This is a genomic window from Desulfonatronospira sp. (assembly GCA_003563255.1).
Taxonomy (GTDB): Bacteria; Desulfobacterota; Desulfovibrionia; order Desulfovibrionales; family Desulfonatronovibrionaceae; genus Desulfonatronospira.
In genome coordinates, this window is sequence record PWSL01000198.1 from 1 (window position 1) to 14,662 (window position 14,662).

Here is a 14,662-nt window from a genome sequence, read left to right on the forward strand (position 1 = left end):
CCGTGAGCCGTGAACCGACATCTTTACCCAGTGAAATATACGAAGTATCAGCGCAGCAGATTTCACCGGGGCGACGTCCGATATCCGACTTCCGACCTATGATCTCTGATCCCCAATCCCTAAATTTTCTTAACCTTGAAACTTGAACCCTGAACGCTGAACGTTGAACGTTGAACCTTGAACTTTCCAATCCCTAAATCCAAGAATCCCAGAATCCCAGAATCCCGGAATTTAAGAATTCCAGAATTTCTTTAAAAAAACCTTTCCCGGATAAAAATGATATCCCCGGGCAGGATCACTGTAGAATGATCAGCGTTTTCGATGATTTTCTCAGGATTGGTCCTGGTGATCTCAGCCCTGTTCCTTCTGGCTCTATGGGTGTAGCCCCCGGCCATGGCCACGGCATTGAACAGGTTGATGCCGCTCACATATTCGTATTTGCCGGGCTTGTTAACTTCGCCCAGGATGTAGAAAGGGCGGTAATTGAGAACTTCCAGGCTGATGCTGGGATCCACCAGGTATCCGTCCAGAAGTTTTTCCAACAGGCTCTGTTCCAATTCCCGCAGGCTGAGTCCGCTGACCCGGACCTCCCCTATCAGCGGGAAGGAGATGTTTCCTGCTCCGTCAACCTGGAACTCTCCTGATAGATCTTTTTCACCGAAAACGGTAACTTTGATCCTGTCCCCCGGACCCAGGGTGTACTGGGTTTCCAGGATCTCGCGAGGTTCCGAAACATCCTGGTCCGCTGCCAGCAAGGCAGGCCCCAGCAGAATAACAACCAGAAAAATAATTGTTTTAAGTGCTTGTCTCTGAATCATGGTTTTCTTGTATTGCATAAAATGAATATATGACAGTTTAAAAGATTGTTCCCCCCGGCCTCAAGAAAAAAATGCAGGCAAATACTATATTTTTATACATAGTTAGATAAAATAATTCGCTGAAAAAGTCAAAAGAATAATATAGACTTTTTCCAGGAGGGCACATTCTGTCCGTCAGTGTATCAGGCAGGGTGAACTCTTATCTCAAAATTGAACATCTCGCGGCATTGTCTAAAATTCCAGGCCTCTCTCCGTTCACTTTTCCCTGTCCATCTTTGAAGCGCCTGCAAAAAGTCAGTGTTGCAGGCGCAGAGGACAGATGACAGAAAAATCAGAGAGTTACAATGCAAAGTTTTGCTGAAGTTCGATATTTGACTTTTAGCAGGTGCATCATCTTTAGTGACCAGCACTGAACTGAACTGTACCGGGTACCCGACAGGCAGGGTCTAAGCTAAAAACCTGGCTCTGGTATTGACATAATTATTGCCGGCTACTATTTTCTGGCTCTTCGACTTTTGCTGTGGATTTATTATTATGGAACATTACGGCTTTCCGGCTCCGGGGTTTTGTCAAAAAGGCTCAAAAACTTGCTCACAGGCGGACTAAAGCCCGCACTTTACCAGGATTCCAGCATGTGCACAGGAAATAACGTGCGGGCTTAAGTCCGCCTAGCTCGCTTCGGATCCGGCACCTACTTTTAAGAAGAGTTACGCTTTCCATGTGCTTTACAAACAAGTTTAAAAGTAGGTGCCGGAAGCCGCTTTTGCCAAAACCCCCGGAGCCGGCATTCTGGATAAAGCGCTTTATTTTTAACTGTGTGTAAAATCCACACGTTGCGTCGAGGAGCCAGGATAAAGAACCGTTTCCGGATGGAAACTAATTAGTTCAATGGAGTTTACATTGGAAGATATTTTCTCCCAAAGAGTATCCATTCCCAGGGATGTAATGGTGCGCGACGTGGCCGGTGAATCGGTGATCCTCAATCTTGCCACGGAAACATATTTCGGCCTGGATGACGTGGGCACGCGCATGTGGAAGGCGCTCGAAGATAATACTACCGTTCAGGCCGCCTACCAAAAGCTGCTGCATGAATACGACGTTGACCCTGAAACACTGCGCAGGGATTTCCAGGAGCTGATCGGAAAACTGGTGGAACACGGCCTTTTGGAGCTTGATTCAGCTTAAGTACAAAAGTTGGACAGGCCTTTTTCCCCCTGCAAACGCTGCTGAACCTTCACTCAGGGGAGCGCGTGCCTGTAGAATTTTCTGCAAACCTGTCCGGCGGGGATTATGTCTTGCTTTGGAACACCCCGGTGTACAGCCGGGCCGGCAGCGCAAGCCCCGGGGCCGCCTTCCGGCAGTCCACCTTCCTGGGCGCCCCCTGTCCATTGACAGCCTGTGCGTCAAAACCGCTGATCACGTACCTGCACTCAGCGAACCCGGCAAGGGCCGACGTCTTGATCCTTTCGCTCATGGACGGCCGGACCGCCCTTGGCCGGGCTGGAGAATTACCGGAAAAATACCGCCGGTGATTCACGCTGTCCAGCCTGCTCAAAGCGCAACAGCCGGCAGCTCATTGAAGGAATTTTGATAAAACCGACAGTTTTCCCGTCTAAAACGCTCCGGTGATGGACACTAAAAACTTGTTTTCAGTGAATTCCCTGTGTGAGCGGTTGCTGTCCTTGGTCCGGTATGCGTATTTGGCTTCAGCCCTTAAATTCCGGTTCCAGAGATAGGTCACCCTGGGGCCTAATGTGTAGTAGTTGTCCTTTACATTGACACCCTGGTAAGAATCACGGGTATAGTCGAAAAACGCGCCCACAAGGAGATTTCTCAAGAGCTCATGATCCAGCCTGACTTCCGCGTCAACCGATCTTGTGCCTGAAGAATCGGGGAAGGTGGTCTCCTTGATGGAACGCATCACCTCGGCCTCAACCGAAGTCAGTCTGGTAGGCTGCCAGAGCATGGACAGGCCGTACCAGAATCCGCTGATGTCCGGTCTGTGGTCATAGTACTGTTTCATGTAACCTACAAAGACCTCGCCTGAGGTCACTCCGCCGAGATCAAAACCCGTCCCGATATCTATGCGGTAACCGTCGGAATCTCGCTTTACCCAGCTTTTGTCATAGCGCCTCCATTCGTAACGGGCGGAGATAAAAGGCTGAACATCGGGGTTAAGTTCATAAGCCAGCCTGGCCTGGAGCTGGTAGGTATTGTAATCCCTGAAGTCCTGGTTCAGGGAATCTCCACTCCTGAGATCCACTCTTTTGAAATCCCGGCGGGTGAATTTGCCTCCTGTAGAAAAGGACAACCTGCCCATGCCCTGATAATAGGAAAGGTCTCCAGTGGTTTGCTGGTAAACAGAGGGTTCATCCCATTGGTAAGAAAATTCGCCGACGCCCCGTTGTTCATGCAGTTGCTGGAAACCTGCCCGGGCGAGGAGGAAAGACTCTCTGAGAATGTCCATCCTGCCTCTCAGGAAAATATGACCGTCCAGATAGTTCTCATCAGACTCTGAAGCATAGAATCCGCTCTCCAGACCAGCATCGAGGCCCAGAAAATGTCTGATCCAGTTGGAACTGATATCAATTTCCGGAGCTACAGTAGTGATCATATCTGATTCTTTATCTCTTTTGGTTGCGTAGATATTGTCACTGTATTCCAGCCCCAGGGTCAGTGCCGGCTTGATGGTAAAGGCTCCGGCCCTGATTCCCAGGGGATCATAGTCCGGCCTGGGTTTTTCATGAATGGGAACCCCCCTCTGGGCCAGGGCAGTGCCGGAAAACATGAACAGGATCAGCAGCGCCGGTATTATATATTTTCCAGTCAGTCTCATAAGATCCCCCTTCCGGTTTCAGTTTTTAAATTTACGCTTTATACCTGAGACCATGTCCAAAAACGGCAGCCGTCTGATGTCAGCAGTTCCCTGGGAGTAAGAGGCGCAGGATGCCGGCTGATCAATTAACAGAAAAAAATATGAAGCCGTATTTGTAAATTTTGATCCTGGACTAAGGAATCGTGGGACTGGCAGGATCGTCATCTATGCCCGGAGTAAATGCCTCCCTGAATTTTTCCGAAAAGTCATGCTGCACGATCTCCCTGGCAAGGACAATTTTCAGGGCACTGGAGGAAGCAGTCCGGATAGTCTCAGCTTCATCAGGCCTGACCTGGACGGCTCTGGCTACAATCTGGTCCGCCAGCTCAGGATTGGCTGCTACAGCAAGGTGTATGGCCTCCTCTATCTGATGTGTGAATGCGTTTTCCAGGGTTACTCCCTCTGGCAGAAACTGCTGGATCAGGGCGTCAATTTCGGCATCGGACATTTCTTGTTCCTGGGCCGCTGCCGTAGTGCTCAGGCAAATGATGAGCCCTGCGGCAAAAATCAAGCTCATGGTGGTGGTAAAAATTTTGCGCATGTCCTTCCCCCTTTTTTATATATACGTTGCTTTGTATGAGTGGAACCGGAAGTTTCCAGCAACCGGAGTCTGAGCGAAGCAGAAAAATCTGACAGTTTTCATCCGGAAGCGGTTCTTTTTCCTTTTGGCTGCGCCTGCCACGGGCCTTGCGTGGTCAATCTGCACAATTATTCGTCAGCGTATTAAGATACGCCTCCTCATAATTGCTTGATTTCCTTTCCAAAAGAAAAAATCCTCGTTTCCGGAAAGAAAACCGATAGCTTCAGCATCCGGAAATAAGGAATTTCCGGATGGAAACGAATTAACAGTCGTCGGCCTGAAAGCAGGGGCAGTATTTTTTAAAATCATGTAACTATTCTCGACAATTACAAGATATGGCCCTCAGGTCCGTAAGTTCGGGGCTGGTGTTGTTATTATTTTGATTAGAAAACTTGAGAGTTCAAAGTTCCTGGTTACTGGTTCTAGGTTTAAAGAAATAAACTCAATATATCCTGACAGATACCAGGTTTGACTCCAAAGAAGTACTGAATAAGCAAAAAAAATTGAGCTTATTACAGGAGCACTTTTGACTGTCCAGTAAAAATAACTATAATAAAAAATATATGGTAAATCAATACCAATGTCAATGTAAAAATAAAAAACATCAAAGCTTACTCTCGGTGTCGACCTTGGAGACAGGCAGAGTGTTATTTGTGATATTAGTGGTATCAGGGTAACCTACAAGAAGCGGGGATCGAAGATTTTCACTGAGAAGAGACAGTAACGGAAAACAGAATGCCCCGGGTATAATCGCAGAAATTTTTGCAAGAAGACCCGTCCGTGAATCTCTGCCAATCTCCACGAATCCCCCAATCCCTGAATCTCTGAATCCCTGAATTCCTGAATCCCCCAATCCCTCAATTCCTCAATCCCCCAATCCATTTTGCAGCCGCAAAAATTCCCACGCCCGCCAGACACCCCATCCCGTTGAGCCACACGTCATCCCATGTTCCGTGACGGTATGGCAGATAGTGCTGAAAGAGCTCCATGAGCGAGCTGTAGGCAAATACAAAGAGTACCGCCCAGGCCCGGGTCCTGTTTGCTTCAAAGCTAAGGCAGGCCAGCAGGCCCACCCAGGCCATTCCTCCCAGGTGCATGTACGGGGCTGAGCCAGCAGGGGTCCCGGGATCAGGGGTCAGGGTGGCATAAGGGATAAGCAGCAGCATGATCACCAGCAGCACCCTGCTGCCTGTTCTAAAATCCAAACTCACTGCTGCTCTGCTCATGCCGCCTAACAAAGATCCCGGCTATTGATTCGTGAAGGAAAGCATTATTTCAGCTGTCTCCTGGGTGAGATAAATAATGATATTGCTGTCAATGAGCATTTTTCTGCCCTGGACGGACTTTTTCAAATTCTTGACGTCAATCATCGGTCCTTTCCCTGCGCGACTGGTCAATAAATTCGTCCACCTCCTCAGGAGTACTCCCCATGGTCTTGCGGGTTATGACCGATAACTTCTGGGTAAATGACGGCACAGCTTCAAGGGTGAGCTGGTTGTTTTTCCTGTGGATTAACATCCTGGCTCCAGGCTTTACATTCAGTTTCCTGCGGATGTGCGCCGGAAGAACAATGCAGCCCCTCTTGGACACAGTGACCGTTTCGGTTGGCATGCTGCAGTCCTCCTGTCAGGCAGACTTAATCAAACTATGCAGCATTAATTGTAATGTCAAACTTTCACAGGGGGAAAGCTCAGCTGTACAATGCGATCTATGACTTCTGATTCAGGATTGCTATCAGAATGATCTTCATCTGTTCCGCTGATATTTTTTCCTCAAAGCGAAAAATACAACTGCACCGGTTAAACAAAGAAAGGTTTGACGGCGTGAACTGATTGCGCCCCAGGTGTCACTGATCGTCCAAAACGGCCACCCATGATCGCTCTGAGGTGGATACGAGGGTGCCTATATGGTCTCTATAAAAGAGGTTCGCTACCCCATGTCCATCAGTGACCTGAACCGACTGTGCAGGACAAGCCGGGTCTAAGCAAAAAACCTGGCCCTGGTATTGACTTCATTATTGCCAGCTACTAATATTTGGTTAATAATAGCAGTAGCTGACAATAATTAAATTAAGTTTATCTCTTTAAATCAAAAACCGGCAACCAGGAACTCTGAACCCTAAAGTCAGTACGTCTTTCCGGATCCGGGGTTTTGGCAAAATCCCGGATCCGGCATTCTGGATAAAGCTCATTATTTTTAACTGTATGTAAAATCCATACGTTGCGCCGAAAAACCAAAAATATCTTTACGTTATCAGCCATCAGTTCCCTTTTATATGGGATTTCCAGGAGCTGATCGGAAAACTGGTGGAACATGGCCTTTTGCAGCTTGATTCAGCATAAGTACAAAAGGTGGACAGGCCTTTCCCGGCCAGAGCGATCCTTTTTAATCCAGGCGGCAGTGCTTTTGCCCGTGTTCCGGATTAAAAGGAGTATGGGGTTTCAAAAGGTTCGATCCCGTCTTGAAAAAGAACCGTCTCAAGCCGGGCAGGTGCCCCGCTCCAGTGATTCTGCCCTGGAAAAAGCCCGCCAGGCGGCCCGCATGGTGTCAATCGCCGCGGCCCACACCCTGTGCCAGACGTCCTGCCTGGACCGCTCGCTGGTGCTCTGCGTTTTGCTGCGCCGGATGGGTATCGACGCTGATCTGCACCTGGGCGTGAAAAAGGATGGCGGCGTTTTTTCGGCCCATGCCTGGGTAGAGCTTGACGGCGAAGTGATAAATGACACAGCGGATGTGCGGGAGCGGTTCGCTCCCTTTCCCGCACCCGTAACCAAAGCCGGCTCATGCGCGGATATGTAGAATAATCCTTTGTGCAGACGCAACACCAGCAGAGACTGCCCCATGCTTAGCCCTCAACCCCTGTCAGATCCCTCCGAAACCAGGGAAGCGCCCCGCCTGCTGGCCGCCCTGGTTACCAGACGCCTGTTGCCCTCTGAGGTCCCTTCCGGCCAATGGCAAGGTATTACCGAAACCGCCCTGGCCCAGGGTCTTGCCCCCATGCTGTTCTGGGCTGTGAGATCATCCGGCATGGACCCGGAATCCATTGAAAACGGATCAGCCATCGCCGCCTCCGCCCGCCAGGCCGCTTTGGCGGATATCCTCATGGAAGAGGCCGTGAAAAATGTTTCCCGGGCCTTTTCATCCGCCAGGATTCCAGCCGTATGGCTCAAGGGCGCGGCCCTGGCCCGCACCGTGTATCCCCAGTCCTGCCTGCGACCCATGGGGGATCTGGATGTACTGGTTCCCTTTGATCAGCGTGAGCAGGCCCTGGAGACCCTGTTCACCCTGGGCTATGAGCTTGATACCCGCAGCATTCTGCCTCAGGTGGATCCAGCGGTCCTGGAAAAGCGCAAGGGCAGGGATGAGGTATACGCAAAAAAATTGTGTGTACATCATTTTGTGCTTAAGGGCGGCCGGTCTGATAAAGTTTTGCTGGAGCTGCATTTCGGGCTTCGTTGCCACAACAACAGCCTGCTGCTTCCTGAAAAACACATGCAGGGGTTTTTTCAGCACACCCGGTCCCTGTTACTGGATGACCAGACGAGCATTACGGTTTTGCTGCCCGAGGCCCACCTGCCCTACCTGGCCGTTCACAGCATTGTTCAACACGGGGGGGAAGGTGCCAGTCTCATGCGCGATCTGGATATGCACCTGCTCATAACCAAAAACGATCTGCACTGGCCGGCAGTCATCCACCAGGCGGCAGCCCTGGGGTGGACGGGCGCTGTCTACCGGGCCCTGGAAAGGGCGGTTGAATCCTTTGCCACTCCGGTGCCCCCATGGGTATTGGAAGAGCTGGTCCACAGGCGGCCGGATCACGAAGACCCCTTCATGATTGAAAAGAGGCATAGCCCGGGATACCGGTGGGTAGTGGCCCGAAACACCCTTGCCCGTTTGCCTGTCCGGGAAAAGATGCGCTTTATTGCTGAAAGGCTTTTCCCGTATGCTGATTTCATGCGCGCCCGCTACGCGGTGCCGCAGGACCGGGCAGTATGGCCCTATTACCCCTACCGGTGGTTTGATCAGGGCAGGGTCATTGGTCATGCCATAGCTAGACGAATCCGCGCGCCAAAGGGCAAAAAACCATGAGTGGCATCCTGGGCATATTCAACATATCCGGTGAGCCTGCAGCCATGGAGGACCTGCAGCGGATGGCCGTGCCCCTTGAGCGCCGCGGGCCGGATGGGACGCGCCTTTGGCAAAATGGGCAGACCGGCCTGGGGCACACACTTCTGGCAACCACACCCGAGTCGCTCCATGAACATCTTCCCCTTGTCCATGACGCGTCCGGCTGCGTCATCACGGCCGATGCCCGCCTGGACAACCGTGACGACTTACTGGCCAGGCTTTCATTGACAGAAAACAACCCAGGCCGCATTGGTGATGCGCGCATAATCCTCCAAGCTTACCTTGCGTGGGGAGAAGATTGCGTAAAGCGTTTTTTGGGAGACTATGCGTTTGCCGTCTGGAATCCGGCTGAAAAAACGCTCTTCTGCGGCCGGGATCATTTCGGCATGCGCCCCTTGTATTACCATTATTCACCGGGCCGGTTCCTGGCATTTGCCTCTGAACCCAAGGCCATCCTGAAGCTGCCGCAGGTCCCTTACCGTATCAACGAGGGTCGGATAGCTGATTATCTGGTCAGCCAACTGGAAGGCCTCGACAGGACCAGCACCTTTTTTGAAGACGTCTTCCGCTCGCCCCCGGCGAATACCATGACGGTAACTCCCCATGGCATGCGGCACCGCCGTTACTGGACCCTGGAGCCCGGCCCGGAGCTGCGCCTGTCCTCAGATGAAGCTTATGCCGAGGCTTTTCTGGATGTGTTTACAAAAGCGGTCTCCTGCCGCCTCCGGGGGGCCGGACCGGTGGGTGCCATGCTAAGCGGCGGTATGGACTCTGGATCTGTAGTAGCCGTGGCCCGGAAAATACTGGCTGATCAAGGCCGCGGACCGCTGCCCACAGTTTCCGCTGTGGGACCAAATCCCGAAACCTGCGTTGAAACCCGCACCATTTATGCCGCCCTAACCATGGATAACCTGGACCCCTATATAATTAATTATGATCAGCTTGACGACCTCATGCCGGAACTGGCAGAATTGACCTGGAATCTGGATGAACCCTTTGACAATCACATGACCTTGTTGCGAGCCATTTATCTGGCTGCTCACCGCAAGGGGATCAGGGTTATGCTGGACGGGGTGGGCGGAGACATTGTACTTTCCCACGGCAGTCACATTGCCAGACTGCTTCGGGCGGGACACTGGCTGACAGCCTGGCGCGAAGCCGTCGGTCTGAGCGGCTTTTGGGGCGGGCACTATCCGGCCTGGCGAAGAATGTATCAAGGGGCAAAATCAGCGTTTGCCCCGGAGCTGATACGGCGACTGCACCGCGGGTTTTTAAAACACAGGGTTCAGCAGCGGAAGCTGCGGGAGAACATCCGCGCTTCACTGATCAGCCCGTCTTTTGCCAGGCGCGTGGCCCTGGGAGAGCGCCTGCAGACCATGAACGGGGGAAAACCTGAGGGATTAAGGGAAAGCTATGGCCGGGAACGCGCGCGCGCCATAGACCACAATTTTCTTATTGTCGGGCGCGAGCGCTACGACCGCACGGCTTCCGCTCTTGCCGTGGAACCGCGCGACCCCTTTCTGGATTTGAGGGTGGTGGACTTTTGTCTAACCATGCCGGGAAGCCAGATACTTTCCAAAGGCTGGCCCAAGGCGGTCCTGCGCCGGGCCATGGAAGGACTGCTCCCGGAACCGGTACGCTGGCGGCGGGGCAAAGAGCACCTGGGCTGGCAATATACAGCTGCGCTGATGGCATATATGAAAGAGGGCATGCGTATTGACATTGAAGCCAAATGGAATATAATGCAGCCATATCTGGACTCAGATACGCTCAGCTCAGCCTGGAATGATTATTTTGATAAATCCGATTCCGCCAGGGCGGAAAGAGTAAACGAAGCGGTCCATCTGTCTGCCTGGCTTCATAGCCAGGCGTGGCGGTAACCCTTGGAAATGTTTAGTTTAAAAGGAGATCAAAAATGACTCACAACTCTGAAGACCGGAAACAGCTGGAAGAACAATCCCATGGACACACCTACCATGCACCGAAACTTACCATCTATGGCGCCATGCGTGATTTGACTGCAGCAGGGACAAATACTAGAGCAAGGGAGACAGATTTTCAAAACCCTTCTGGACAAGGAGTACCAAGACCTTAATTTGACTTACTCCCATATACTTTTAAACAAAACATTTTGAATCAAGCTTTCAGCGTGGCAGACCCGACAAATATGCCAAGGACGCAACAATAAAGACTTGAAGAAGATGAATTGTCCAAAATCTGGATATTATTTTGGACAGGTTGTACATTCATTTGTCTCCCATTTCGTTTGATTACCGGCAAATGAAAGTACATCAATCTTTTCGTTTCTTCCTTGTCGCCTTTGTGGCCTGAAGTAATCTTCTAGTGCTTGAAACCCGGTTCATCGCTGGCAGTCGTATGCCGGCAGCCCGACCCTGCTCCTGGCCAAAACAGAAGCCGGTTCTCTGTTGCCATTTCCTGAACTGGCCGATTTTTCTATTGACAATAATGGACGACAGAGAAATGCCATGTCCCCGCTGAGCAGGCCATTCTCTGAGACTGAGACTACCTTAGTCTTTTTTTCATCGTCAGGGAGAATTTCACGTTTTGCTTTGCAGCTATGGACAAGGATAAGGTTTCGTGATCAATTTTAAATTACTGGACCAACGCGATCAATTATCGATAGAAAAAAAACCATTTCACCAGTGGGTTTTCCCCGATGGGGTATTGTGGACAGCCTTTTACCGCACAGATACGGGCTATCTCCTGCGCTTTCCGGGTATGGCGGATTTTGAAGTTTCCTCAGACGGCTCACTTGTTATTTGCCGCCCCGCGCCGGATGTGCCGGAAGAGACAGCAAAGCATCTGTATTTGAATCAGGTGTTGCCGCTGGCATTGAGCAAACTGGGAAAACTTGTTTTCCATGCCGGCACTGTAGAAATAGCCGGCATGGCTTTCGCTTTTGTCGGGGAAGCCGGCAGAGGGAAATCCACTTTAACAGCCTCTTTTGCCAGAAACGGTTTTCGTTTTCTCACCGATGACGGGCTGGTTCTGGAGGTTGCAGACGGTGGATACCAGGCCGTGCCCAGTCATCCTTCAATTCGGCTGTGGGCTGACAGCGAGAAGGCCCTAATTCCACCTGGCGCAGAAATGGCACCAGCTGTTAATTATACCTCCAAATCAAGGTTTATGGCCGGCGCAGGTATAGCCTTTTGCAATCAGGCTCTACCGTTGCGCCGGGTTTATTTTTTGGGTGACGGCAGCGCCCAGGCAATTGATTTTAAGCCCCTGGGCGGTGCCGATGCATTGGTGGAACTGGTAAAACACTCATTTCTGCTGGATATTGAGGATCATCACCTGCTGGCTGACCAGTTTGATCATCTGGCAAGGCTGGCTAATCAACCGATTCATTTTCGACTGGATTATCCCCGGAGATATGAGGATCTGGCAATGGTCCGGCAGTCAATTGTGGAGCATGTGAACGGTCATTTTTAGAAGAAGGTTATTTACAGGGGATGAATAAACCCACCGGCTACAGCCTCACCGGATACGGTGACATGATAAACGACCAGGCCCGCATGGCGCCTTATGTCCAGGCCCTTGGCCGGGCAGGAGAACTCGCGGAAAAATACCGCCGGTGATTCTACGGTGTTCAACCTGCTTAAAACCTACCAGCCGGCAGCCATACATGGGGACTTATCCTTATCTTGGACTATTCTTTCTTGTTGTCTAAACCCCTGGCCATGTTTCTGAACTGATCGCTTTTCTTTATCAGCTCATCATAAGTTCCCTGGGCCTTTACCTGACCGTGATCAAAAAGGTAAATCCGGTCGCAGCCCATGACAGTGGTTAACCTGTGGGCGATGATAATTATGGTTCTCTCCCCCTTCATCCTCATGATGGCCTGCAAAACGTATTTTTCGGTTAGATTATCCAGGGCAGAGGTGGCTTCATCCAGGACCAGCACTTTTGGATCGTGGTACAGGGCCCTGGCAATACCTATACGCTGGCGCTGCCCGCCGGACAGACGCACCCCGCGTTCTCCCACAAAGGTGTCATAGCCGTTGGGCATGTCCTGAATCACAAAATCATGCAGCTCAGCGATCCTGGCAGCATTTTCAACCGCATCTCTGTCAATCTGCTCCGGCGGAACACCAAAAGCGATGTTGGCCGCCACTGTATTGTCACTCAGGTATATCTGCTGAGGCACATAACCCAGGCTCTGCTGCCAGGAACGGACATTGTCGGCATTGATGGGTGTTTCATCAACAAGCAGGCGCCCTTTTTCCGGAATGAGCAGACCCAGAATTATATCCACGGTGGTGGTCTTTCCGGAACCTGTGCTGCCCACCAGTCCAACAGTTGTTTTGGCTGGAATCTTCAGATTTATCCTGTTCAGGGCAGGAATCCGGGCTTCGGGATAGGTAAAGCTGATATCCTCCAGGATAATGGCTGACCCGGGGTACAATGGCTCAGCCCGGGGATCCGGGGTGGTGCTCTGATTCTGCTCAAATTCCAGAATATCCTTATACATTTCATCAAGAGCCGGAAGGCCGAACCTGAGCTGGGCCATAAGCTGATAAACCCGCTGCAAAGCGGGCATAAGCCGGTAACCGGCAAAAGCATATACACCCAGTATGGGCAGGATCATGCTGAAGTGTTCATGGGTTCTGAACAGGTACATGGCGATGAGCAGTATGCCCCCGAAAGCCATGATTTCCATGAAATAGCGCGGCAGCATCCCGGCTATGCTGCTGTTGGTCTGGTGTCTGGCAAACCGGGAAGAAGGGCTGGCATAACGGCTGAAAAAAGAATCCTCCCGGCCGAAGACTTTTACTTCCTTGATCCCGCCCAGAGCCTCCTGGGCTTCCTGATAACGCTGTCTGTTGGCAACCACCCGGTCTGCGCCGATACGGGAAAGGTATGGCCTGAGAACGACATATATCAGCACATATGCACCGCCAAGGATCAAAGCGACCATGAGGGCCAGGCCCGGATCCACCACTACCAGCAGGATTATGAGAAAAAGGGCCAGAGCGCATTGGGCCATGAGATGCATGCATGGAACCATGACCCCATGGACCACGAATTCGGCCTCGATGAGAACGCTCTTGCCCAGGTCCGCGCTGTGCCGGTTCAAAAACCAGCTGTAGGGACGGCCCAGATACCCCTTCAGAAGACGGCAGGACAGGGAGTGAACGCGCGTATTGGTGAAACTGAGCATGGCCCATGAAGTCAGCGCCTTGAAAATAATAGAAATTACCAGGACTCCAAAAACCACCAGACCCAGAAAAAAGAGAAAACTTCGGGGTTCTGTAAAACCCAGCCCATCATAAACTGCAAAGAGCCAGCGGTTAGTCTCCACAACCTCAGGATTACCCAGTACAGACATAAAGGGTATGATGGAAGCCACCCCGGCGGTCTCCAGAAATGCCATGACCAGGGTCATGAACAAAAGGAGATATCCTTTGCGGCGCTCTTGTATGGACAGAAGGAAGAGGATTTTTCTAAGTGTGGACATTGGTAATTTAAAGCGTGCGATCAATCATCCAGTTGACTGGCTACTACCAATCCCGCGTCTACCCGGAAAAAATGAGCAGGGTCAAACACCGCGATCCAGAAACTCAGAAACTCTATGTGTTTTTGACCAAAAACTTCTCTTTGCCGGCATTGACCATCGCGTAACTGTTCGGTCACGTATGGCAGGCAGAGCTTTTTTCAGGTGGATCAAGCAAAACCTGCGCATAAAGGCCTTTTAAGGCACCACAGAAAATGAAGTAAAATCCAAAATCTGGATAGCCATTTCCGTTTACGTTCTTGTAGCCATCATGAAAAAGGACCTCAAGCCTGATGCAAGTCTGTACACAATTCTACAGATTTTGAGTGTCAATATTTGGCTCCTAGACGCAACGTGTGGATTTTATATACAGTTAAAAATCAAAAGCCTTATCCAGAATGCCGGCTCCGGGGTTTTGGCAAAAGCGGCTTCCGGCACCTACTTTTAAACTTGTTTGTAAAGCACATGGAAAGCGTAACTCTTCTTAAAAGTAGGTGCCGGATCTAAAAGGTCGAATGCTTTGCCTGCTGCAAGCCCGGATTGATCACATGGACGGCCGTATTAAACCACCGGCCGGATTATCTCCTCTGATTCAAAGGTCGGATTGTTCACCTTGAAACCCACTTTGTAAATCCTGAGGGACAGTCCGGCCGCAGGTTCAAAAAGAGTCTTCAAAAATCTGGGCTCCTGCACGGACTTGTCCAGCCAGAGACCATAGCTGTCCCTGGATATGATCACCGGCATGC

At 51.1% G+C, this 14,662-nt stretch carries 14 protein-coding genes and 1 pseudogene; 8 read left to right on the forward strand and 7 right to left on the reverse strand.

What is annotated here, in order from left to right; translation table 11 throughout:
• Positions 1-251: 251 nt before the first annotated feature.
• Entirely contained in the window at positions 252-818 is a 567-nt protein-coding gene (locus tag QZP87_RS05745; RefSeq protein WP_291321967.1) for a polysaccharide biosynthesis/export family protein, read from the reverse strand.
• 900 nt (positions 819-1,718) lie between these two features.
• Between QZP87_RS05745 and QZP87_RS05750 the strand changes: the two genes are divergently transcribed.
• Both QZP87_RS05750 and QZP87_RS05755 read left to right on the forward strand, forming a co-directional pair.
• Complete coding sequence (locus QZP87_RS05750) at positions 1,719-2,003, forward strand: PqqD family protein (protein ID WP_291321968.1); 285 nt, start codon at positions 1,719-1,721, stop codon at positions 2,001-2,003.
• A gap of 65 nt (positions 2,004-2,068) precedes the next feature.
• Positions 2,069-2,350: a hypothetical protein gene (locus QZP87_RS05755; protein ID WP_291321969.1), complete on the forward strand. Its 282-nt coding sequence runs from the start codon at positions 2,069-2,071 to the stop codon at positions 2,348-2,350.
• 80 nt (positions 2,351-2,430) lie between these two features.
• Here QZP87_RS05755 and QZP87_RS05760 read toward each other — a convergent pair whose 3' ends face one another.
• The 4 genes from QZP87_RS05760 to QZP87_RS05775 form a co-directional block, all read right to left on the reverse strand.
• Entirely contained in the window at positions 2,431-3,654 is a 1,224-nt protein-coding gene (locus QZP87_RS05760) for an outer membrane beta-barrel protein (RefSeq protein WP_291321970.1), read from the reverse strand.
• A gap of 172 nt (positions 3,655-3,826) precedes the next feature.
• Positions 3,827-4,234 (reverse strand): hypothetical protein, encoded by a 408-nt coding sequence (locus QZP87_RS05765; RefSeq protein ID WP_291321971.1) that lies wholly within the window; start codon positions 4,232-4,234, stop codon positions 3,827-3,829.
• Between the two features lie 896 nt (positions 4,235-5,130).
• Positions 5,131-5,484: a VanZ family protein gene (locus QZP87_RS05770; RefSeq protein WP_291321972.1), complete on the reverse strand. Its 354-nt coding sequence runs from the start codon at positions 5,482-5,484 to the stop codon at positions 5,131-5,133.
• A gap of 151 nt (positions 5,485-5,635) precedes the next feature.
• Complete coding sequence (locus QZP87_RS05775; RefSeq protein ID WP_291321973.1) at positions 5,636-5,884, reverse strand: AbrB/MazE/SpoVT family DNA-binding domain-containing protein; 249 nt, start codon at positions 5,882-5,884, stop codon at positions 5,636-5,638.
• A gap of 702 nt (positions 5,885-6,586) precedes the next feature.
• Here QZP87_RS05775 and QZP87_RS05780 point away from each other — a divergent pair.
• The 5 genes from QZP87_RS05780 to QZP87_RS05800 all read left to right on the forward strand — a co-directional run bounded on the left by QZP87_RS05780 (position 6,587) and on the right by QZP87_RS05800 (position 12,000).
• Positions 6,587-7,072 carry a lasso peptide biosynthesis B2 protein gene (locus QZP87_RS05780; RefSeq protein ID WP_291321974.1) on the forward strand — a complete coding sequence of 162 codons (486 nt, stop codon included), beginning with the start codon at positions 6,587-6,589 and terminating at the stop codon, positions 7,070-7,072.
• Between the two features lie 42 nt (positions 7,073-7,114).
• Positions 7,115-8,362: a nucleotidyltransferase family protein gene (locus QZP87_RS05785; protein WP_291321975.1), complete on the forward strand. Its 1,248-nt coding sequence runs from the start codon at positions 7,115-7,117 to the stop codon at positions 8,360-8,362.
• Positions 8,359-10,281: an asparagine synthase-related protein gene (locus QZP87_RS05790; RefSeq protein WP_291321976.1), complete on the forward strand. Its 1,923-nt coding sequence runs from the start codon at positions 8,359-8,361 to the stop codon at positions 10,279-10,281. Before QZP87_RS05785 ends, QZP87_RS05790 begins: the two co-directional genes overlap by 4 nt.
• 718 nt (positions 10,282-10,999) lie before the next feature.
• Positions 11,000-11,854 carry a hypothetical protein gene (locus tag QZP87_RS05795; RefSeq protein ID WP_291321977.1) on the forward strand — a complete coding sequence of 285 codons (855 nt, stop codon included), beginning with the start codon at positions 11,000-11,002 and terminating at the stop codon, positions 11,852-11,854.
• A gap of 20 nt (positions 11,855-11,874) precedes the next feature.
• Positions 11,875-12,000 (forward strand): hypothetical protein, encoded by a 126-nt coding sequence (locus QZP87_RS05800; RefSeq protein WP_291321978.1) that lies wholly within the window; start codon positions 11,875-11,877, stop codon positions 11,998-12,000.
• 71 nt (positions 12,001-12,071) lie between these two features.
• Here QZP87_RS05800 and QZP87_RS05805 read toward each other — a convergent pair whose 3' ends face one another.
• On the reverse strand, positions 12,072-13,880 hold the full coding sequence (locus QZP87_RS05805; RefSeq protein ID WP_291321979.1) for an ABC transporter ATP-binding protein: 1,809 nt from the start codon (positions 13,878-13,880) through the stop codon (positions 12,072-12,074).
• 53 nt (positions 13,881-13,933) lie between these two features.
• On the opposite strand from QZP87_RS05805, the pseudogene QZP87_RS05810 reads away from it, so the two are divergent.
• Positions 13,934-14,256: pseudogene (locus QZP87_RS05810) on the forward strand (transposase); the annotation flags it as partial.
• Between the two features lie 221 nt (positions 14,257-14,477).
• On the opposite strand, the gene QZP87_RS05815 reads toward QZP87_RS05810, so the two are convergent.
• Positions 14,478-14,662: hypothetical protein (locus tag QZP87_RS05815; RefSeq protein ID WP_291321980.1), on the reverse strand; the 185-nt coding region annotated here is incomplete at its 5' end.

What these genes read in the sequence shown, in the direction of transcription:
- QZP87_RS05745 (WP_291321967.1), bottom strand. Translation starts at nt 818, where the DNA reads ATGATTCAGAGACAAGCACTTAAAACAATTATTTTTCTGGTTGTTATT.
- QZP87_RS05775 (WP_291321973.1), bottom strand. Translation starts at nt 5,884, where the DNA reads ATGCCAACCGAAACGGTCACTGTGTCCAAGAGGGGCTGCATTGTTCTT.
- QZP87_RS05805 (WP_291321979.1), bottom strand. Translation starts at nt 13,880, where the DNA reads ATGTCCACACTTAGAAAAATCCTCTTCCTTCTGTCCATACAAGAGCGC.
- QZP87_RS05760 (WP_291321970.1), bottom strand. Translation starts at nt 3,654, where the DNA reads ATGAGACTGACTGGAAAATATATAATACCGGCGCTGCTGATCCTGTTC.
- QZP87_RS05780 (WP_291321974.1), top strand. Translation starts at nt 6,587, where the DNA reads ATGGCCTTTTGCAGCTTGATTCAGCATAAGTACAAAAGGTGGACAGGC.
- QZP87_RS05790 (WP_291321976.1), top strand. Translation starts at nt 8,359, where the DNA reads ATGAGTGGCATCCTGGGCATATTCAACATATCCGGTGAGCCTGCAGCC.
- QZP87_RS05765 (WP_291321971.1), bottom strand. Translation starts at nt 4,234, where the DNA reads ATGCGCAAAATTTTTACCACCACCATGAGCTTGATTTTTGCCGCAGGG.
- QZP87_RS05800 (WP_291321978.1), top strand. Translation starts at nt 11,875, where the DNA reads ATGAATAAACCCACCGGCTACAGCCTCACCGGATACGGTGACATGATA.
- QZP87_RS05785 (WP_291321975.1), top strand. Translation starts at nt 7,115, where the DNA reads ATGCTTAGCCCTCAACCCCTGTCAGATCCCTCCGAAACCAGGGAAGCG.